19 protein-coding genes, 2 pseudogenes and 1 riboswitch are annotated in these 21,579 nt (G+C 37.7%); of the genes and pseudogenes, 19 read left to right on the top strand and 2 right to left on the bottom strand.

From position 1 onward, the window contains the following. The first annotated feature begins 3 nt into the window (after positions 1–3). From IGL93_RS06610 to IGL93_RS06595, 4 genes and pseudogenes are all read left to right on the top strand, one after another. Positions 4–990, top strand: a complete 987-nt coding sequence (locus IGL93_RS06610; RefSeq protein WP_002357475.1) for an alpha-ketoacid dehydrogenase subunit beta — start codon at positions 4–6, stop codon at positions 988–990. Positions 991–1,013: 23 nt separating this feature from the next. Further along, a pseudogene (locus tag IGL93_RS06605) lies at positions 1,014–1,184 on the top strand (biotin/lipoyl-containing protein); the annotation flags it as partial. A gap of 192 nt (positions 1,185–1,376) precedes the next feature. Continuing rightward, positions 1,377–2,312, top strand: a pseudogene (locus tag IGL93_RS06600) (dihydrolipoamide acetyltransferase family protein); the annotation flags it as partial. Positions 2,313–2,455: 143 nt separating this feature from the next. Beyond that, complete coding sequence (locus tag IGL93_RS06595; RefSeq protein WP_002384478.1) at positions 2,456–3,508, top strand: PTS sugar transporter subunit IIC; 1,053 nt, start codon at positions 2,456–2,458, stop codon at positions 3,506–3,508. Positions 3,509–3,516: 8 nt separating this feature from the next. Here the strand turns inward: IGL93_RS06595 and IGL93_RS06590 are convergent, their stop codons facing one another. Continuing rightward, on the bottom strand, positions 3,517–4,407 hold the full coding sequence (locus IGL93_RS06590; RefSeq protein WP_010775861.1) for a LysR family transcriptional regulator: 891 nt from the start codon (positions 4,405–4,407) through the stop codon (positions 3,517–3,519). A gap of 176 nt (positions 4,408–4,583) precedes the next feature. On the opposite strand from IGL93_RS06590, the gene IGL93_RS06585 reads away from it, so the two are divergent. From IGL93_RS06585 to IGL93_RS06530, 12 genes are all read left to right on the top strand, one after another. Then, the gene (locus tag IGL93_RS06585; RefSeq protein ID WP_010775860.1) at positions 4,584–5,525 is read left to right on the top strand and encodes a 2-dehydropantoate 2-reductase; all 942 of its coding nucleotides are present in this window, start codon (positions 4,584–4,586) and stop codon (positions 5,523–5,525) included. Positions 5,526–5,800: 275 nt separating this feature from the next. Further along, the gene (gene ylqF, locus IGL93_RS06580) at positions 5,801–6,652 is read left to right on the top strand and encodes a ribosome biogenesis GTPase YlqF (protein ID WP_002357480.1); all 852 of its coding nucleotides are present in this window, start codon (positions 5,801–5,803) and stop codon (positions 6,650–6,652) included. Position 6,653: 1 nt separating this feature from the next. Beyond that, positions 6,654–7,421 (top strand): ribonuclease HII, encoded by a 768-nt coding sequence (locus IGL93_RS06575; RefSeq protein ID WP_002369352.1) that lies wholly within the window; start codon positions 6,654–6,656, stop codon positions 7,419–7,421. A gap of 60 nt (positions 7,422–7,481) precedes the next feature. Further along, positions 7,482–8,345, top strand: coding sequence for a DNA-processing protein DprA (dprA, locus tag IGL93_RS06570; RefSeq protein ID WP_010713376.1), 864 nt, complete (start codon positions 7,482–7,484; stop codon positions 8,343–8,345). A 90-nt stretch (positions 8,346–8,435) separates the two neighbouring features. Further along, positions 8,436–9,089 (top strand): CPBP family intramembrane glutamic endopeptidase, encoded by a 654-nt coding sequence (locus IGL93_RS06565; protein ID WP_010713377.1) that lies wholly within the window; start codon positions 8,436–8,438, stop codon positions 9,087–9,089. Positions 9,090–9,273: 184 nt separating this feature from the next. Next, entirely contained in the window at positions 9,274–11,352 is a 2,079-nt protein-coding gene (gene topA / locus IGL93_RS06560; protein ID WP_010713378.1) for a type I DNA topoisomerase, read from the top strand. Positions 11,353–11,459: 107 nt separating this feature from the next. Next, the gene (gene trmFO / locus IGL93_RS06555; RefSeq protein WP_002357486.1) at positions 11,460–12,767 is read left to right on the top strand and encodes an FADH(2)-oxidizing methylenetetrahydrofolate--tRNA-(uracil(54)-C(5))-methyltransferase TrmFO; all 1,308 of its coding nucleotides are present in this window, start codon (positions 11,460–11,462) and stop codon (positions 12,765–12,767) included. A gap of 211 nt (positions 12,768–12,978) precedes the next feature. Further along, positions 12,979–13,878, top strand: coding sequence for a tyrosine recombinase XerC (gene xerC, locus IGL93_RS06550; protein WP_010775859.1), 900 nt, complete (start codon positions 12,979–12,981; stop codon positions 13,876–13,878). Positions 13,879–13,906: 28 nt separating this feature from the next. Then, a complete protein-coding gene (hslV, locus tag IGL93_RS06545; RefSeq protein ID WP_002357489.1) occupies positions 13,907–14,455 on the top strand; it encodes an HslVU peptidase proteolytic subunit in 549 nt (182 codons plus the stop codon). Between the two features lie 14 nt (positions 14,456–14,469). Next, positions 14,470–15,873, top strand: coding sequence for an ATP-dependent protease ATPase subunit HslU (gene hslU, locus IGL93_RS06540; RefSeq protein WP_002408464.1), 1,404 nt, complete (start codon positions 14,470–14,472; stop codon positions 15,871–15,873). 20 nt (positions 15,874–15,893) lie between these two features. Further along, the gene (gene codY, locus IGL93_RS06535; RefSeq protein WP_002357492.1) at positions 15,894–16,676 is read left to right on the top strand and encodes a GTP-sensing pleiotropic transcriptional regulator CodY; all 783 of its coding nucleotides are present in this window, start codon (positions 15,894–15,896) and stop codon (positions 16,674–16,676) included. Positions 16,677–16,709: 33 nt separating this feature from the next. Continuing rightward, entirely contained in the window at positions 16,710–17,585 is an 876-nt protein-coding gene (locus IGL93_RS06530) for an aldose 1-epimerase family protein (protein WP_002366730.1), read from the top strand. Between the two features lie 41 nt (positions 17,586–17,626). Here the strand turns inward: IGL93_RS06530 and plsY are convergent, their stop codons facing one another. Beyond that, on the bottom strand, positions 17,627–18,256 hold the full coding sequence (plsY, locus tag IGL93_RS06525; protein ID WP_002360243.1) for a glycerol-3-phosphate 1-O-acyltransferase PlsY: 630 nt from the start codon (positions 18,254–18,256) through the stop codon (positions 17,627–17,629). Positions 18,257–18,461: 205 nt separating this feature from the next. Then, positions 18,462–18,621: riboswitch (cobalamin riboswitch) on the top strand. A gap of 118 nt (positions 18,622–18,739) precedes the next feature. Between plsY and IGL93_RS06520 the strand changes: the two genes are divergently transcribed. From IGL93_RS06520 to IGL93_RS06510, 3 genes are read left to right on the top strand one after another with little or no spacing between them, the layout of a single operon-like run. Continuing rightward, positions 18,740–19,768, top strand: a complete 1,029-nt coding sequence (locus tag IGL93_RS06520) for an ABC transporter substrate-binding protein (RefSeq protein ID WP_002384486.1) — start codon at positions 18,740–18,742, stop codon at positions 19,766–19,768. After that, a complete protein-coding gene (locus tag IGL93_RS06515) occupies positions 19,761–20,768 on the top strand; it encodes a FecCD family ABC transporter permease (RefSeq protein ID WP_002360246.1) in 1,008 nt (335 codons plus the stop codon). Before IGL93_RS06520 ends, IGL93_RS06515 begins: the two co-directional genes overlap by 8 nt. Further along, positions 20,765–21,532, top strand: coding sequence for an ABC transporter ATP-binding protein (locus tag IGL93_RS06510; protein WP_002365688.1), 768 nt, complete (start codon positions 20,765–20,767; stop codon positions 21,530–21,532). Before IGL93_RS06515 ends, IGL93_RS06510 begins: the two co-directional genes overlap by 4 nt. Positions 21,533–21,579: the final 47 nt, after the last annotated feature.

The following is a 21,579-nucleotide window of genomic DNA, read 5'->3' as shown; positions in this document are numbered from 1 at the left end:
ATAATGGCTGAGATGACTTATTTAGAAGCAATTAACTTAGGAATTTCTGAAGAAATGGCTCGTGATGAAAAAGTAGTTATTTTTGGGGAAGATGTCGGCGGCGACAAAGGCGGCGTGTTCGGTGTAACAAAGGGCTTGGCTGCTAAATACGGTGACGAGCGTTGTTTTAATACACCGTTAACAGAAGGCTTAATTGGTGGTTTAGCTGTCGGCTTAGGTTTAATGGGCTATCGCGCAATTGGTGAATTTCAATTTGCGGATTACATTTTGCCTGCAACCAATCAATTGTTATCAGAGGCTCGGACAATGCGCTACAGAACAAAAGGCGATTGGACTGCGCCAATCGTTTATCGGACCCCTTATGGCGGCGGTGTTCGTGGTGGGCTGTATCATTCTCAGTCTACAGAAAAAGTTTTTTGTGGACAACCAGGATTAAGAGTTGTGACCCCCTCTAATCCTTATGATGCAAAAGGGATGATTAAAGCAGCGATTCGTTCCGATGATCCAGTCATTTTTTACGAACATAAGCGTTTATATCGTTTACTAAAAGATGAAGTGCCTGCAGATGATTATATCGTACCAATTGACAAAGCCAATGTCGTTAGAACGGGTAGTGATTTAACCGTGATTAGTTACGGCATGACCTTGCAATTAGCTTTAGCTGCGGCGGAAAAACTAGCCGCTGAAGGAATTGATGCCGAAATCGTCGATGTTCGCTCATTATATCCTTTAGATCGCGAAACATTAGTAGCTGCAGCTAAGAAAACAGGGAAGGTCTTACTCGTAACAGAAGACAATAAAGAAGGCAGCGTGATGAGTGAAATTGCGGCAATGATTTCAGAAGATGCTCTCTTTGATTTAGATGCACCGATCCAAAGACTTGCAGGACCTGATTGTCCAAGCATGCCTTATGCATTACCTTTAGAAAGAGAATTTTTAATCAATGAAGAGCAAGTATTAGCAGCAATGAAAGAATTAGCAGAATTTTAATTGAAGCAAGGAGGAAAAAATAAATGGCCACAAAAGAAATCAAAATGCCTCATCTAGGCGAAAGTGTCACAGAGGCAGCCATTGTCCAATGGTTAGTTAAACCAGGAGATTCAGTGAAACGCTATGATCCCTTAATGGAAGTCGTTTCTGATAAAGTCACCACGGAAGTCCCATCAGATTTTGATGGTGTAGTAAAAGAATTTCTGATTTCTCTAGATACAGATGTGCCCATCGGAACAGCGGTGATGACGTTAGAGACAGAAGAAACAACCGAAAAAACAGAAGAAGCTACTTTAGCACCAGTGAAAGAAGCAAGTGCGGAACAAGCACAAGAACATGAAACGGTTGAAACAACAAGCACTGCGACGTCCCATCAAAAAAATAATGGTCGTTATTCCCCAGCAGTCCTTAAAATTGCCCAAGAAAAAAAGATTGATTTAACACAAGTTACAGGGACAGGTCGTGATGGTCGGATTACTAGAAAAGATGTTACAAACTTTACACCAACACAGGCAAGAACGCCTGAGAAAACAGTGAGTCCAGGAACTAGCCCTTCAATTTCAGAGGAGCCAGTTGCTTCGCAAAATGAAAGCGCCGCAACAGCTAGTCCAACTGAAACAACCACAGATAAAATTGTCTCTGCAGATCCTGTACGTAAAGCAATTGCTAAAAAAATGGTCCAAAGCGTCAACGAAATCCCTCACGCTTGGTTAATGGTGGAAGCGGATGTGACCAACTTAGTCCAACTTAGAAATTCATTAAAAGATGAATTTAAACAACAAGAGGGCCTATCTCTAAGCTTCTTCCCATTTTTTGCCAAAGCAGTCATTCAAGCGTTAAAGAAAAATCCAAAAATCAATACATCTTGGGATGATGGCTCAATTATTTATCATAAAGATGTTAATTTATCCATAGCTGTAACGACAGACGAGCATCTTTATGTGCCAGTGATTCAACAAGCGGATAACTATTCGATTGCAGGGCTAGCTAAAGAAATCAATCGCTTGGCACAAGAAGTCCGACAAGGAACGCTAGCAAGCAAGGAAATGCAAGGAGGGACCTTTACTCTTAATAATACTGGAACACTAGGTTCCGTCCAATCGATGGGAATTATTAACCATCCACAAGCTGCGATATTACAAGTAGAGTCAATTAATAAACGCCTTGTGCCAACCGCAGATGGAGGCTTTAAAGTGGCAGATATGGTTAATTTATGTCTTTCTATTGATCATCGAATTTTAGATGGACAACAAGCAGGTAAGTTCTTGCGAGATGTTAAAGATAATTTAGCGAAATATAATGCGGACACGGATGTATATTAAAAATCGTTCCTTGCTTTAGTTAAATAAAAAGCGCCTCAAAGAAATAAGCGCTCTTCTTTGAGGCCGCTCTTTATCTAATAGAAAGTTCAATCATTCTCAAACTTGTTTAAAAAAAACAAAAATAATCAATAGGAGTGTTGAAAATGCCCACTGATAAACTGGATGCTCAATTAACCCCAAGAATATTTTTTAACAAAGTGTTAGCTGGAACAGCTTCCGGCACCATTATCGCCTTAATTCCCAATGCTGTATTAGGAGCCATTTTAAAATATTTTGCAGAATACAAGATTATCGAAATGATTATTCATGCGGCGCAAATTTTCCAACTAGCCACCCCTTTAATTATTGGTGGACTGATTGCTTTTCAATTTGGCTTAACGCCACAGAAAATGATGATTGCTGGCGGTGCAGCATTTGCTGGCTCTGGCGTGATTAAATTTAATTCAGAAGTGAAAGGCTTTATTGGTGCAGGCACTGGTGACATCATTAATATTATGATTACCGCTTCTGTTGCAGTCTTACTTTTATTAGTCATCGATAAAAAATTCGGTTCAGTGGAAATCATTGCTTTACCGATCGTTGTTGGAGTAGGTGCAGGCTTGTTTGGCATGTTGATTTACCCATATGTGACACAGATCACGGTCGCCATTGGTAAAGTGATTAACAATTTTACTGATTTCCAGCCAATTATCATGAGTATTTTAATTGCTTGTTCATTTGCTGCACTGATTATTTCACCAATCACTACTGTGGCAATCGGTTTGGCGATTCAGTTGAATGGCTTGTCTGCAGGTGCTGCCGCAATGGGAATTGCAGCCACAACTGTTGTTCTTGTGATTAATTCTTGGAATGTCAACCAATCGGGAGTGACACTGGCTGTCTCTTTGGGCGGTATGAAAATGATGATGCCTAACTTATTTAAATACCCAATTATTTTAATTCCTTGTTTATTTACAGCGACTATTTCAGCAATTCCTGTGGTTCTATTCAACATTTCAGGAACCCCACAATCGGCTGGATTTGGCTTGGTTGGACTCGTGGGGCCACTTGCTTCATTGGATGCGGGCTTAGGGATCTTACCTTTACTCTTTTCTTGGTTTGTTGTTCCAATTGTCGCGGGTTTATTCTCAAAATTCTTATTTGAAAAAGTGTTGAAACTTTATGATAGTAAAGTCGTCTTTGCTTATCAAGGCTAGGCTATCCATTAATTTTCTTTAATGATTTGGATAAAATCTCTAACATCTTCTGTCATACTAAAATCGCGGCGCAAAGCAATGCCGATGGGGAAATAGTCAAACTTATCTTTTAAAGGAATCCATTTCAGTCCCTGACTTTTTCCCACTTCATAATATTCAATCGGCAGCAAACAAATCGAATTATTTTTTTGTAAACTATAAAGAAGTACTTGTAAATCATCGTTATGCAAAATGATATTCGGCTCATAACCGAAGCTCCGAGTCCGATCTAGTAGTAGGCGACCAATCATAAAATTATCACTTAACGATGAAAATCGTTGATCTTTCAAATCTTTAAAAGTTAATTTTTCATGTTGAGAGAGAGGATTTGATTCTGGTACCACGACATAAACATGGTAGCCTTTGGTAGTCGTTTCTAAAGGTTCAATATGAATAATTTCAGGTAAGGTATTTGGGAAAGAAATTAGTCCCATATCAATTTCTTTATTTGCTAACATCGTTTGTAATTTTGGCGAGCCATCTTGCTGTAATATTAAATTCACATGTGGATGGGTTGTTAAAAATCGTGAAATTTCTTTCATAAATTGTACAGCAAATAAAGTAGTTAAGCCTAAACGCAATTGCTTTTTAACTGGTTTCTGGTTCATTTCACGAATATCTGTTACCAATTGATCGAATTGAAAAACAACTTCTTGGCCATGTTCATATAAATAAAGACCTGTATCGGTTAATTGAAACGGTTGATCAGAATGATCAAACAACGCTGTGCCTAACTCAGATTCCATTTTTTTCAATGCTAAAGAAAGTGTTGGTTGGGTGACAAATAAATTGCGAGCGGCCGCCGATAAACTGCGGGTATTAACAATTTCAATGAAGTACTTTAAAAGCTGAATATTCATCAGAAACTCCCCTTCTTTTTAAAAGCGCTTACATAAATGCGCTTGGATAAAAAATAACAAATAGATCACTTATAATATAACATATGTTTTGCCTTTTTATTGCTATAAAAGTAAGAGATAGAGATTTTCTTAGCAGATTTTTACCTAAAAATAAAAAATTGAACGGAGGAAAAGAAATGAAGATTATTATCGCAGGTGCTGGCGCTATGGGCAGTCGCTTTGGACTAATGTTACATCAAGCAGGAAATGACGTTATTTTTGTCGATGGTTGGCCAGAACATATTGTAGCAATAAGAAAAAACGGGTTAGTTGCTGATTTTAATGGCGAAGTGGTGACCGCTAAAATTCCTATTTATCCTCAGACAGAAGTAGCAAGCATCGATTTTACAGCAGACTTAGTTATCCTATTTACAAAAGCAATGCAACTGGAAGGAATGCTTGAAGCATTAGAACATTTCCTTAATAAAAATACGAAAGTTTTATGCTTGTTAAATGGAATTGGTCACGAAGATATTATCAAAAAATACGTGCCTTACGAAAATATTTTATTAGGAAACACAATGTGGACCGCTGGGTTAGAAGGACCTGGCAAAGTAAAATTATTTGGCAATGGTTCGATTGATTTACAAAATTTAGGAGCGCAAAGTGAACAAGCAGTAGAAGCAGTCATTAAGGTATTAAATAACGCTGGCTTAAATGCACGTTATTCTGAGAATATTTTATCATCCATTTATAAGAAGGCCTGTGTAAATGGAACAATGAATGGTTTATGTACTTTGTTGGATTGTAATATGGCAGACTTTGGCGAAACAGAGCAAGCAGATCAAATTGTTCAACAAATAGTTAATGAATTTTTAGCAGTCGCTGAAGCGGAACAAGTTACGTTAGATAAACAAGCAGTTCTTCAACAAATCCGCTCGTGTTATAATCGAGAAACAATTGGTTTGCACCATCCATCGATGTATCAGGACTTAATAACCAATCATCGTTTAACCGAAATTGATTATATCAATGGAGCAATTGTTCGCAAAGGGAAAGCTTATGGGATTGCTACACCGTACTGTCAGTTTTTAACAGAGTTAATTCATTGTAAAGAAAATTTACTTCATGCGAAATAACGAGTAAAAACAGAAATATTCTTGAGTCAGGCTTGAGAAGAGCTTGACCTACTTCTTTCTATACTTTGCCAGTGTATAAGTCTGAGACAAAATCCAAAGTGAGTTTGTCTCAGCCTTTTTGTTTTTTAAAGAACACTGCAGAAAATAAATCAAATCCGTGAAAAATATGTTAAACTAGAGGAGGTGTTTTTTCGCAAGAATCTACGCGGAACACAGGACTCGTTGAAGAATTGAATCAAAGAAACAATGTGTTAAAGAAGGGATTTGAACAGATTATGACCATTCAATGGTTTCCCGGCCATATGGCCAAAGCAAGAAGAGAAGTTTCTGAAAAAATCAAATATGTCGATATTGTATTTGAACTAGTTGATGCGCGGTTACCGCTTTCTTCCCGTAACCCAATGATGGACCAAATTGTCCAACAAAAACCAAGATTAGTCCTTTTAAATAAAGGGGACTTAGCAGATAACGACCAAAATAAAAAATGGCAACATTACTTTCAAAAGAAAGGATACCAAACCCTAGTCATCAATGCCCAACAAAATAAAGGAATCAATAAAATTGTGCCAGCAGCCAAGGAAGCGTTAAAAGAAAAATTGGCTCGTGAACAGGCGAAAGGCTTGAAACCGCGTGCGATTCGCGCAATGTGTATTGGGATTCCCAACGTTGGTAAGTCAACTTTAATGAATCGTTTAGTCGGAAAAAAAATTGCGCAAACTGGGAACAAGCCAGGCGTGACAAAAGGCCAACAATGGTTACGCTCTGGTTCCCAATTGGAATTACTGGATACACCAGGAATTCTCTGGCCAAAATTTGAAGATGAAGAAATTGGGAAAAAATTAGCTTTAACTGGCGCTATAAAAGATCAATTATTGCATTTAGATGATTTGGCGATTTATGGATTAGAATTTTTTGCACGTTTTTATCCGCAACGTTTGACGGAACGATATGGTTTAACAGAGGAAGAGCTATTTTTACCTGCCCCAGAACAGTTGATGTTAATTAGCCAAAAACGTGGTTTTAGAGATGATTATAATCGAGCCAGCGAAATGATTATTTTAGAAATTCGCAGTGGAAAATTAGGTACGTATACTTTGGACCGCTGGGAAGAACTAGGAGACGAATAACATGGCAAAAGAGTCGATTCAGGCAATCAAAGAAGCGCTGTTAACTGTCACTGATGCAACCGATGAACGATTAGCAAGCTGGCGAGAAGATGAACGTTCAGGAGTGCAACAAGCGATCAAACAATGGGAACGTCGCCAGTTAGCCAAAGAAAAAGAATGGCAACTTTTTAAAGAAATGAGTCAATTTGAGGAAGCGGCCTATAAAAAAGGCCATCGTTTAATTGCAGGAATTGATGAAGTAGGCCGCGGACCATTAGCTGGTCCTGTTGTGACAGCTGCAGTTATTTTGCCGAAAGATTGTCAATTATTAGGCTTAAATGATTCAAAAAAACTATCTGCTAAAAAACGGGAAACGTTATATAACCAGATTCAAGAACAGGCTGTCGCTATCGGGTTAGGTATCGCTGATCAAGGAGTCATTGATCAAATTAATATTTATCAAGCAACTAAACAAGCGATGAAAATGGCAATTGACGATTTAGCTTTTACACCAGATTATTTATTAATTGATGCAATGCAGTTAGACGTTCCCCAACCACAAGAAAGTTTGATTAAAGGGGATGCACGCTCCATTTCAATTGCAGCAGCCAGTATTATTGCAAAAGTAACAAGAGATCGATTAATGGAAGAATATGATGAATTATATCCTGGATATGGATTTAAAAACAATGCAGGCTATGGAACAAAAGAACATCTTCTCGGGTTAGAAAAATACGGTGTAACACCCATTCATCGACGTACGTTTGCGCCAATAAAAGATATGATTTAAAAATAAAACACTTTTTTTACGTATTCTTATTTTAAGAAGATGTGAAAGAGGTGTTTTTTGTTGGAAATTTTACAACGACAATTATTATTTAAATTAGCGGTATGCCAAGGAATTGGCAATTTAGGTATCTTAAAAGTGTTACAAGAAGCTATCGTACAAAAGCGTGTTGATTTTTCCAGTACAGAAATTATTAGAATTGCTGAAATCAAGAAATATCGTGAATTATTTGAACAATCTTGGTTACACCATACGATTCATAGTGAAGCGTTATATATACGACAATGCCAACACCAATTTATGACAATTTTAGATGCCGTCTATCCTAAATTATTACGAGAAATTTATAATCCACCAGCAATTCTTTTTTATAGAGGAAATTTACAATTGTTAAGCAGAAGGAAAATTGGCATCGTCGGCGCTCGCTATGCCACTTCATATGGGTTAAGAGTGACTGAAGCTCTGGTTCCTAAAATAGTCAAAGAAGGATTCACAATCGTCAGCGGTCTTGCCAAAGGTATCGATAGTCGTAGCCATGAGATGGCCATCCAGAGCGGGGGTCAGACAATTGGAATTTTAGGCACTGGGTTAGATGTATATTATCCGTATGAAAAGAAAGAATTACAGCAAACTATGAAGCAGAATCAGCTTGTTTTAACAGAATATGTGAATGGGAGTGGGCCGAAAAAATATCATTTTCCTGCACGTAATCGCATTATTGCTGGATTATCTTTAGGGGTCTGCGTGATGGAAGCTCGTAAGAATAGTGGCTCTTTAATTACTGCACAAGCGGCGATGGATTACGGGCGCGAGGTATTTGCCGTACCGGGAAGTATTTTCCAGTCTTTTTCAACAGGCTGCCATGAATTAATTCAGGACGGCGCTAAATGTGTTCAGACAATTGATGATATTTGTGAAGAATTGTGACTTTTACTAATTGTGAATTGACAACCTACGTTCACTTCGGTACTATTTAATCAGATTTTAATCTTTTGGTTGGTAGTTAGGAGTGTCTAAATGGAAACGGTTGTTAGAAAAAGATGGTTGTTTGGTATGCAGCTACTGGGCTTTTTGATTTTGGATCAAATTCCTTTGATGATGGTCTCAGTTGTTCAAGTTTCTACAGAAAATTTTTGGTTTCGCTTTGTTAGTGGATTAGTGGCTGTTGGACTTGGTGCCTATTTCGTCTATCTATTTGTTGCTTTTTTGAAAAAGAAAAAGCTCATAACTTGGACTTTTTTAGGAATCAAAGAAACCTTGCCAGTGGTCTTGTTAGGTTTGGTGATAATCTTTTGTGTGGGAATATTTGGTGATTTCTTATTACGTCTGGAAGGATTAGAGACGACCTCTAACCAACAAAGTGTTGAAGAAATTGTCCAAGCCATTCCTAAAGGGCTTATACTTATTTTTGCAGGTGTGATTGGGCCAATTTTCGAAGAGGGAATTTTTCGTGTCGGGATTCAAGCGTTTTTCAAGCCAGCTTCAAAAATAGGCATACTCGTTTCTTCTATTTTATTTGCACTTGTGCACACGCCCACAGATATAGGTAGTTTTGTTATTTATTGGGGCATGGGTTTAGCGTTAAGTTGGGTCTATCTACGCACGGGTCGCTTTGAAGCTGCTCTCTTGACTCATTTTATTTGGAATGTTTTGGGTATTTTAATGCTTTAGGATAAAATCTATAAATCATAGGCATTTTTTATTTATAAATTCGGACAGTCAAACAGAAATGACAGAAATGTTAGAAAGCCTAGTCTTGACAAACCTATTCTATATAGCATATGATGTATTACGATTTGTGCGTTTTTTACATATATTATATAGTAGGAAAGCGAACGCGAAAGGAGCTAATTGAATGGCCTATAAGTATCTCGTGATTGTAGAATCACCTGCCAAAGCCAAAACAATTGAAAAATATCTAGGAAGAAACTACAAGGTGGTTGCCAGTGTTGGTCACATTCGCGATTTACCAAAAAGTAAAATGGGGATTGATATTGAAAATAATTATGAACCTCATTATATTTCGATTCGCGGAAAAGGCGATGTCATCAAAAGTTTAAAAGCGGCTGCAAAAAAAGCTGAAAAAGTCTATCTCGCAGCCGATCCGGACCGAGAAGGTGAAGCAATTGCTTGGCATTTAGCTTATCTTCTTGGCCTTGATTTAAAAGATAAAAACCGTGTGGTATTCAATGAGATCACTAAAGAAGCAGTAAAAGCGGCATTTAAAGAACCTAGAACCATCAACGTTGATTTAGTTGATGCACAACAAGCACGGCGCATTTTAGACCGTTTAGTTGGATACTCGATTAGTCCTATTTTATGGCGTAAAGTCAAAAAAGGTTTGAGTGCTGGTCGTGTACAATCTGTTGCTTTAAAAATGATTATTGATCGAGAAAATGAAATTCGAGAATTTAAACCTGAAGAATATTGGAGCATTGATGGGAATTTCCAAAAAGGTCGCAAGAAATTCAAAGCAAATTTCTGGGGCGTAGATGGTAAAAAGAAAAAATTACCAAATGCAGAAGCGGTGAAAGAAATCACTTCTCGAATTGACGGTAAAGATTACGATGTTACAAAAGTTGAGAAAAAAGAACGGAAACGTAATCCTGCGTTACCTTTTACAACCAGTAGTTTACAACAAGAAGCGGCACGTAAATTAAATTTCCGTACCCGTAAAACCATGATGGTTGCGCAACAATTGTATGAGGGAATTGCTTTAGGGAAACAAGGCACTGTGGGGCTGATTACCTACATGCGTACAGACTCAACCAGAATTGCCGATTCCGCCAAAGCAGAAGCTGCTGAATTCATTGAAAAGACCTACGGAGATGAGTTCTCAGCACATGGCGGCCGCAAAGCAAAAAATACGCAAGGTGCACAAGATGCCCATGAAGCGGTTCGTCCGTCAAGCGTTTTAAGAACACCCGATGAAATGAAGAAGTATTTAGATAAAGATCAATTAAAATTATATACTCTTATTTGGTCGCGCTTTGTTGCTAGTCAAATGACACCAGCGATTTTAGATACCATGAAGGTCACGCTTCAACAAAACGGCGTAACGTTTATTGCCAATGGTTCCAAAGTGAAATTTAAAGGGTTTATGCAAGTATATGTTGAAGGACGCGATGATGGTAAAGAGGACAAGGAAAATATTTTACCTGAATTAGCGGAAGGTGACGTTGTTAAATCGGTCGATATCGAACCGAAACAACACTTTACTCAACCACCGGCTCGTTTTAGTGAAGCCACGTTAATCCGGACTTTAGAAGAAAATGGTGTGGGCCGACCATCAACGTATGCGCCAACATTAGAAACCATTCAACGGCGTTATTACGTGAAGCTAACCAATAAACGGTTTGAACCAACGGAATTAGGTGAAATTGTGAATTCCCTAGTTTCAGAGTTTTTCCCACAAATTGTCGATACACATTTTACAGCGACAATGGAAACGGACTTAGATAAAGTCGGTGAAGGTCAAGAAAAATGGGTTGAAGTTGTCGATCGTTTCTACAAGCCCTTCGAAAAAGAATTAACAAATGCCGAAGAAAAGATTGAAAAAATCCAAATTAAAGATGAACCAGCAGGTTTTGACTGCGAACTATGTGGACATCCAATGGTGATTAAGCTGGGTCGCTACGGGAAATTTTATGCATGTAGTAATTTCCCAGATTGTCGGAATACAAAAGCGATTGTCAAAGAAATTGGCGTGACGTGTCCTGTGTGTCACGAAGGACAAGTTATCGAACGGAAATCAAAGAAAAATCGGATTTTCTATGGCTGTAGTCGGTACCCAGAGTGTGACTTCACTTCTTGGGACAAACCAGTAGGCCGACCATGTCCAAAATGTGGGCAATATTTAGTAGAGAAAAAAGTTAAAGGCGGCAAACAAGTCGTTTGTATCAATGGCGATTATGAAGAAAACGTCCAAAAATAAGAAAAATTGAGACCGAAGAATTTACTTCGGTCTTCTCTTTTAGTAAAATGAATTGAGTTTGTAAGAGACAGCTCTTAACTTCTTGACATAGAAAGGAATTTTTATACATGACAAAAAAAGTCACAATTATTGGTGCCGGTTTAGCCGGAAGTGAAGCGGCATGGCAAGTGGCCAATGCTGGTGTACCAGTTGATTTATATGAAATGCGCCCTGTCAAAAAGACACCAGCGCATCAAACAGAAAATTTTGCAGAGTTAGTTTGTTCTAATTCATTACGTGGAAATAGTTTAACCAATGCGGTAGGTGTTTTGAAAGAAGAAATGCGCCGTTTAAATTCAATCATTATTGGTAGTGCAGATCAAACCGCTGTACCAGCTGGCGGCGCCTTAGCAGTTGACCGTGATTCTTTTTCTGAAACAATCACTGAAAAAATTAAAAGTCATCCATTAATTACAATCAAAAATGAAGAGATCACTGATATTCCGGAAGGGATTGTAATTATTGCAACGGGGCCCTTAACCTCTGAAAGCTTATCTCAAAAAATTCAAGAATTTAATGGTTCTGAAGGCTTTTATTTTTACGATGCAGCAGCACCAATTATTGATAAATCAACAATTGACATGGATAAAGTTTATTTAAAATCTCGTTATAACAAGGGGGAAGCGGCTTACTTAAATTGTCCGATGACTGAAGAAGAGTTCAATGCTTTTCATGAAGCGCTAGTCAATGCAGAAGTGGTTCCTTTACGCACGTTTGAAAAAGAGAAGTTTTTCGAAGGCTGTATGCCCATCGAAGTAATGGCGCAACGTGGTATTAAAACCATGTTGTTTGGCCCAATGAAACCTGTCGGACTAGAAGACCCTAAAACAGGTAAACGCCCTTATGCTGTAATTCAATTACGTCAAGACAATGCTGCAGCTTCTTTATACAATATTGTTGGTTTCCAAACGCATTTAAAATGGGGTGAACAAAAACGAGTATTCCGTATGATTCCGGGATTAGAAAATGCTGAATTTGTTCGCTATGGCGTCATGCACCGTAATAGTTTTATGAATTCTCCAGAGTTGCTAAAACCAACCTACCAATCAAAAAAACGTGACGATCTGTTTTTTGCTGGACAAATGACTGGTGTTGAAGGATATGTTGAAAGCGCGGCAAGTGGTTTACTCGCAGGTATTAACGCAGCTCGTCTTGCCAAAGGAGAAGAGCCGATTGAATTCCCTCGCGAAACGACTTTAGGAAGTATGGCTTATTATATTACACATGCAGAAGGCAAACATTTCCAACCAATGAATGCAAACTTTGGGCTTTTCCCAGAGTTACCTGAACGAATTCGTGACAAAAAAGAACGCTATGAAGCGATTGCTAATCGGGCCTTAGATGTTCAAGCTCAAGTTATCCAATCTTTAGACTAAATTAGAAAAAATATGAGAAAAGACTGAGCATCATTGCTAAGAAATGCGATGATACTCAGTCTTTTAATTTTTAGAAAAAAATAACAAAAGCTAAAGAATAGTTAAAATTGTGAACATATTTAGAAATATTGATTAAATTCTGACAACTTAATTGTCTTTTGAAAAAGGTTATGCTAAAGTTACTTTGTAATCGAATGAGGAGGGCTATCACATGGAAGAAAAGAATTGGCCTGAGTTATTTGCTCGTTATCTTATTGTCGAAAGAGGCTATTCAGAAAAAACAAAAAAAGTATATCAAGAAGATATACAACATTTTTTTTCGTTTTTAAAGACTTCAGGTAATGACAATTATTTGACTGTGGAACATTTGGATGTTCGGGCTTATTTGAGCGAATTATACGATCAGGAATATAGCCGCAATTCGATTAGTCGAAAAATTGCCAGTTTGCGTTCTTTTTATCAATTCTTATTAAAAAATGAAGCAATCCAAGAGAATCCTTTTTCCTATGTTCATATGAAAAAGAAACAGTTACGGTTGCCCCGTTTTTTTTATGAAAAAGAAATGGATGCATTATTTGAGAGCGCACAAGGCGAGCAACCGCTTGATTTGAGAAATCAAGCGTTGCTAGAAGTTCTGTATGGGACTGGTATTCGGGTCAGTGAATGTGCGAACTTAACGGTGGACGCAGTTGACTTTCAAGCTTCTGTTTTATTGGTTCACGGAAAAGGAAATAAAGATCGCTATGTGCCTTTTGGTTCATTTGCACAAGACGCCTTAAAGGATTACTTAGAGAATGGCCGCGCGCTATTAATGACAAAATATCAAAAAAAACATCCGTATGTCTTTGTTAATCATCATGGTGAACAAATCACGCCAACAGGGATTGAATATGTCTTAAACCAACTAATTAAAAAAAGTTCATTAAATGCGGAAATTCATCCCCACATGTTACGCCATACATTTGCGACACACTTATTAAATAATGGCGCCGATATGCGGACAGTTCAAGAATTATTAGGACATGCTAATTTATCAACAACTCAGATATATGCGCATGTGACAAAAGAAAGTTTACAAAAAAATTATCGAACGTTTCATCCTCGTGCATAATGGAGGTAAACGTCTAGGAGGAACAATAATGGTTGAATCACAATTTCACTCTACAACAATTTGTGCAGTCGAAAAAGATGGAAAATTTGCAATGGCTGGTGACGGCCAAGTAACAATGGGCGAATCTGTCGTTATGAAAGGTACAGCCAAAAAAGTGCGCCGTATTTACAATGATGAAGTCGTTGTCGGTTTTGCAGGAAGTGTGGCAGATGCCTTTACATTAGAAGAAAAGTTTGAAGGAAAATTAAATGAATACAACGGAAACTTAACGAGAGCTGCGGTTGAGTTAGCCCAAGAGTGGCGTACACAACAGTCTATGCAAAAATTAGAAGCTATGCTGATTGTGATGAATAAGGAAGAAATGCTCTTAGTTTCAGGAACTGGGGAAGTCATCACACCAGACGATGGTATTTTAGCAATTGGTTCAGGCGGTAATTTTGCTTTGTCCGCTGCAAGAGCCATGAAAAACTTTGGCGATAAAGAAATGCCAGCGAAAGAGATTGCTAAAAATGCCTTAAATATTGCTGCAGATATCTGTGTATTTACGAATCATAATATCATTGTAGAAGAATTATAAGCGAGGGAAAATCCATGAATGAATTAAACAAAACACCAAAAGAAATAGTCAAAGAACTAGATCAATATATTGTTGGACAGCAAGCTGCCAAAAAATCAGTGGCGGTAGCTTTACGTAACCGCTATCGTCGCTTGCAATTAGAAGAAAATATGCAACAAGATATTACGCCTAAAAACTTACTAATGATTGGACCAACAGGTGTTGGTAAAACTGAGATTGCTCGTCGTCTCGCAAAAATTGTCAATGCGCCTTTTGTAAAAGTTGAAGCAACCAAATTTACAGAAGTAGGGTATGTCGGTCGGGATGTCGAATCAATGGTTCGGGATTTAGTAGAAAATGCGATCCAAATTGTTGAAAAACAACAATACAGTCGCGTGTACGCGCAAGCGTTGAAAAAGGCCAATCAACGTTTAGTCAAAGTATTAGTGCCTGGAATTAAAAAAGAACAAAAACAGGCTGGCGGTAACCAATTTGAACAAATGATGAACATGTTTAACATGGCTCAGCAACAGCAAGAAGCACAAGAAGAAGTAACGGAAGATATTCGAGCGAACCGCCGAACAATTTTGGAACAGCTGGAAAAAGGTCTATTAGATAATCGTGAAGTAACAATTGAAATTGAAGAACCGAAGAAAACGATGCCAGCTATGAACAATGGCCTAGAACAAATGGGCATCGACTTAAATGAAACGTTAGGCGCTCTGTCACCAAAGAAAAAAATCGAACGTACTGTAACGGTGAAAGAAGCACAAGACTTATTAGTGAAAGAAGAATCAGCAAAAATTGTCAATGACGCTGATATTCATAGTGAAGCGATTCGTTTAGCTGAATCAAGCGGAATTATTTTTATCGATGAGATTGATAAAATCACCTCTAAAAGCCAACAAAATTCGGGCGAAGTCTCTCGTGAAGGAGTACAAAGAGACATTTTGCCGATTGTTGAAGGCTCCCAAGTTAACACGAAGTATGGTCCTTTACAAACGGATCACATTTTATTTATCGCTTCAGGTGCTTTCCACTTGTCAAAACCAAGTGACTTGATTCCAGAATTACAAGGCCGCTTCCCAATTCGAGTTGAATTAGATGATTTAACGGCGGATGACTTCGTAAGTATCTTAACTGAGCCAAACAATGCTTTAATTAAACAATATGTAGCATTAATTGGCACAGAAAATGTTTCAGTCATCTTTACAAAAGAAGCAATTGAACGGTTAGCACACATCGCTTATGATGTAAACCGTGATACAGATAATATTGGGGCGCGTCGTTTACACACAATTTTAGAACGTTTATTAGAAGATTTATTATATGAAGCACCAGATATGCAAATGGGTGAAATTACGATTACCGAAGCATATGTCAATGAAAAATTGAATGACATTGTTCAAAATGAAGATTTAAGTCGTTACATCTTATAAAAAAGGCTGGAGGAGAAAAGATGGCTACATTATTAGAAAAAACACGTCAAGTGAACGAGCTTTTGCAAAAAAATAATTTGTTTGACGTACAAGCAGAACTTCCGTACAACAAAATGGCAATGATTTTAGGGGATATTTTAGAAAGTAATGCGTATATTATTAGCAGTTCAGGGGATTTGTTGGGGTATACTGAAAAATTAGATGTTAATAATGCCCGTATCAAAAATATGTTTAAAGAGAAAAAATTTCCTCAAGGATACACCGAGGCCGTGGATATGCTCAAAGTAACCGAAGCCAATATTCCAATAGATAGTGATTTAACTGCATTTCCTTTTGAATCACGAGAGCTGTATCCGTTTGGGTTAACCACTATTGTGCCTTTGTACGGTGCTGGCAAACGCTTGGGTACGATTATTTTAGCGCGTGTTGAAAAATCCTTTAACGAGGATGATTTAGTGTTAGCTGAATATAGTGCGACCGTTGTCGGCATGCAAATTTTGTATCATCAATCCAGAACAATTGAAGCAGAAGTTCGCAGTGCGACTGCCGTGCAAATGGCCATCAACACTCTTTCCTATAGTGAATTAAAAGCCGTCCATGCCATTTTTGAAGCCTTAGATGGCGAAGAAGGTCGTTTAACTGCTTCAAGTATTGCAGATGAAATAGGCATTACTCGTTCCGTAATTGTGAATGCCTTAAGAAAATTAGAATCAGCTGGAATTATTGAATCACGTTCTCTTGGTATGAAAGGGACTTATTTAAAAGTGTTAAATCAACAATTTATTAAAGAGTTGGAAAAATAAGCAATTGCTCGTATCAACTAGGAGGACAACGCAATGACTGTACAAATTGAAAATGAATTTCTAATCGCAACATTTGCTGAAGAAGGAGCAGAATTAGTAAGTTTACAATCAAAAGAAACCGGCATTGAATATATTTGGCAAGGAAATCCTGAATTTTGGGCCCGCCATGCGCCCGTACTTTTTCCGATTGTCGGTCGTCTAAAAGAAGATACGTATATGTACCAAAATCAAGCGTATCATTTAACTCAACATGGTTTTGCTCGTGATCAAGTATTTGATGTGATTGAAAAAGGTGGAGAAGAAGTTTCTTTTTCACTAAAATCAACAAAAGAAACCAAGAAGAAGTATCCTTTTGATTTTGAACTAGTGATTACTTATACATTAGAACACCAAGAATTGACTGTAAACTACCAAGTAGAAAATACAGGGAAAGAAGAGATGTATTTTGGGATTGGTGGTCATCCAGCCTTTAATGTACCTTTAGAATCTTCACTAACGTTTGAAGATTATTATCTAAGTTTTTCACCTAAAAAATCACGGACACAAATTCCCTTAGCAGGCCCGTTTATTGATTTAGCGAATAAAACGCTAGCCCAAACGAATACCAGCTTTGACTTAACGCATCAATTATTTGAAAATGATGCAATGATTTTTGAAACAAAAGGTCAAACAGCGATTACAATTGCCACAGACGAAAGTGAGCATCAAGTCACTTTGAGTTATCCAGAAATGCCTTTTGTGGGGATTTGGTCACCGACACCGAAAGAAGCACCTTTTGTCTGTATCGAACCTTGGTGCGGGATTGCTGATGCTGTCGATGCAACTGGCCAACTTGCTGAAAAATTTGGCATCAATAAGTTACCAGCTAACGAACTATTTAAAACACAGTATATGATTAGTGTAAAATAAAGAAAAAGGCTGTGAACATTATTTGTTCACAGCCTTTTTCTTTATTTTTTTGCACGTAAGCCAAAAGAGAGGCGACTTTCTGTTCCATTTTTAATTCGCTGAATGTTTTCACGATGACGGACAAAGATAAAAGTAGTCAAAGCAATCGCAATCACGGTTAATAACCAGTTAAATGTTGGTAAAATAGCTGGGACAGTGAAAGGCAAAATAATAGTAGAAAGTGTAATTAGTACAGCGCTAATCATACTTGTTAAACTCACCATACTGGTTAGATACAGACAAATCACAAAAATAAGAGCAGAATAAATAAAAAATGTGGGGCTGTATGCTAATAACATGCCAGCGCTAGTGGCTACGGCTTTACCACCTTTGAAATTGGCAAAAATAGGGAAGGTATGCCCTAAAACAGCTGCTACCCCAAAGAAGAGTGGGTTCACGCCTTGTAAACCAAACAAATAGGGTAATGAAGTGGCTAACGTTCCTTTCAAGATATCCATTAATAATACCGTGATTCCGGCAGGTTTCCCTAAGACACGAAATGTATTGGTTGTTCCTGTATTCCCACTCCCAAATTGGCGTATATCTTTTTTAAAGAAAAGTTTGCCAATCCAAACACCTGAGGGAATCGAACCTAATAAATAGGCAACAAGTAACAAAATGACGATTTTCATCAAGTTAACCTCTTTCTTATTCAAACTAGGATTTATTTTATCATGAATAGAAAAACGGAACAACGTCTAATAACTAAAACAAGAAAAGTTTTTCTTTTGCTTGAGGAAGCGTTGACAAATGGTTGATAACCGTTATAATAAATGTGTGTCATTAGACAAAGACGTCTAATCACTGGTTTGAAAATTAGTTATCAACGAAGATACAATATATATGTACTTATGAAGTGTCAGGGAAAGAGGTGCGAATCCTCTACAGACCTACCTACTGTATGGTGGATGAAACCAATAAGACCACAGATTATTCTGGAAGGATTGGGAGTAAGAAGAAGCTAAGTCAGGATACCGGCTTGATAAGTCTAATCATTCTTTTGTAGGAAAAAGAAGGGGCTTTGAAGATAACTGGCTGAGTATATCATTAGCATAGTTAAGTGACTGCTTTTTTTCTATTGGAGAAAAAAGTGGTTTTTTTGTATTGTTTTGACGTTGAGACAAAGGAGGTTCATTTCAGAAAATTTTCCCCAAAATAAAATAGACGAATGCGAGGATGAAAAAATGAAAAAATTTACTTTAACAATGATGACTTTAGGTTTAGTAGCAACACTTGGCTTAGCAGGGTGTGGTAAACAGGAAAAGAAAGCAACTACCTCTTCTGAAAAAACAGAAGTAACGTTACCAACCAAAGACCGTAGCGGCAAAGAAATTACTTTACCCAAAGAGGCAACCAAAATTATTTCCCTAGTGCCATCAACAACAGAAGTGATTGAAGACTTAGGTAAAACCGATCAATTAATCGCAGTTGATACTCAAAGTAGCACAATGATGACTGATTTAAAAAAATTACCACAAATGGATATGATGGCTGTCGATGCCGAAAAATTGATTGCCTTGAAACCACAAATTGTTTATGTGAATGACATCAATTTAGCTAGCTCAGAAAGTGTTTGGAAACAAGTGGAAGATGCTGGAATTACAGTCGTTAACATCCCCACTAGTACAAGTATCAAAGCAATCAAAGAAGACGTCCAATTCATCGCGGATAGCTTATCCGAACATGAAAAAGGACAAAAGTTAATCAAAACAATGGATCAAGAAATCGACGAAGTGGCCAAAATTGGTAAAACCATTAAAAAACCAAAAACTGTTTTGTTTGAAGTAGCTGCCTTACCAGACATTTACAGCTTTGGTAATGGGACGTTTTTAAATGAAATGATTGAAACAATTGGGGCAAAAAATGTTTTGGCAAATGAAAAAGGCTGGTTACCAGTGACAGAAGAAGCGGCCATTGCTGCAAAACCAGAAGTCATTTTAACCAATGTTAACTATATGAAAGATCCCGCCAAAGAAATTTTAGCTCGTAAAAACTGGGAAAACGTTCCTGCAGTTCAAAACAAAGAAGTTTTCGAAATCGATAACATGTCTAGCTCTTTACCAAATAACCACATTACCAAAGCATTAAAACAAATGGCAAAAGCTGTTTATCCAGAGGAATACAAGGATTTAAAAGATGAGTAAAAAAACGTGTCTCATACTGATGCTCTTGATCAGTATGAGCATGCTCTTTTTGGGTATTAAAATTGGAAGTGTTCAGATTTCGTTAACGGATTTGCTTCAAATTTTAGTGAAAAAGACGGTTTCAGAAGACGGGATTTTAGAGGGAATCATCTGGAATGTACGGTTACCGCGTGTCGTGATGGCCTATCTCGTGGGCGCAGGCTTAGCAGTAAGTGGCACGGTGATGCAATCACTCTTAGGTAATCCTTTAGCTTCTTCATATACTTTGGGCGTATCAGCGGGAGCATCCTTAGGCGCTGCGTTAATCATGGTAACTGGAGTAACTGCTTCGATTTTAGGGGCATTTTTATTGCCTTTAACTGGTTTTATCTTTGGCTTAGCAACGGTCTTTTTAGTTTTGTTATTTACGCAAACAATGGATAGTCAAATGTCTAATCAAACAGTTGTTTTAGTGGGGATGATTATGACCTTGTTTGTCGGTGCTATTTTGACGTTGATTACAGCACTTTTCCAAGATTATTTGAAACAATTAGTCTTTTGGCAAATGGGTAGTTTTTCTGGCAGTAATTGGCAAAAAATTGCTATTTATTGTCCAATCTTGCTTGTCAGTAGTCTGTTTCTTTGGTTTGATGCCAACGCATTGGATGTTCTCGGTTTAGGAGAAGAACATGCGATGTTAGCGGGAGTAGAAGTCAAAACAGCAAAACTACGCATTATTCTTTTGGCTAGTTTACTAGCAGGAAGTGCGGTTTCATTTGTCGGTGTGATTGGTTTTGTTGATTTAATAGCGCCACATATTGTCCGTCGCTATCTAGGGGCGACTCATCGCTGGCTGATTCCCGGTTCAGCAATCTTAGGTGGGACCATCATGGTACTAGGGGACACAATTGCCCGCACGATTTTATCACCAAGAGAAATTCCCATCGGGGCCGTAACAGCCTTGATCGGAGCGCCATTCTTCTTGTATATTTACTTTAAAAAAAGGGGCGTTGCTGCATGATTGAATTAAAAGAAACAGCTGTAACGCTCCAACAAACCCCCATTTTAAAAGATATTTCCCTCGTTTTTCCGACAGGTAGTAAAACTTGTATTTTAGGTCCAAATGGTTGCGGTAAAACGACACTTTTAAAAACGATTGCCGGACTTGTCCCTTATAGTGGTTCTGTTTTAATTGATGGTCAAGAAGTTCATGGACAAAAGCGGAAGGAATTGGCAACGAAAGTAGCGATGATGAGTCAATTCACGACAGTTGCTTTTGATTATACGGTTTACGAAACAGTTTTGATGGGGGCGTATCGACAACAAGCACAACGTTTTTTACCTATTGTTTCTAAACAAGAAAAAGAACGAGTCCTTTATTATTTAGAACGCACGGGTTTATTGCCTTTAAAAGATAAAGTTGTCAATCAGCTTTCAGGAGGACAACAACAACGAGTATTTTTGGCTAAATTATTTGTACAAGATCCAGAAATTATTTTATTGGATGAACCCAATAATCATTTGGATATTCGGTATCAACAAGAATTGATTCAGCAGTTAAATGAGTGGAGTGCGCAAGAAGGGAAAACGTTAATCGGGGTGTTTCATGATATCCGTTTAGCGTTAACGCTAAGTGAAAAAATTGTGTTTATGAAGCAAGGGAAAGTGGCCGCGCAAGGTGATTTTCAAACGTTGGCTTCCAAAGAATTTTTACAAACAATTTTTGAAACAGATATTGTCTCCTATTTTCAGAAACAACATAAAGTTTGGGAAACTATTCAATAATTTTGACAAGTTTTTTGGAAACAGGTAAGATAAAGGCAAAGAATCAG

This window comes from Enterococcus sp. DIV1328a (genome assembly GCF_050536905.1).
Lineage (GTDB): Bacteria > Bacillota > Bacilli > Lactobacillales > Enterococcaceae > Enterococcus > Enterococcus faecalis.
This window is presented reverse-complemented; position numbering and strand designations above follow the sequence as displayed.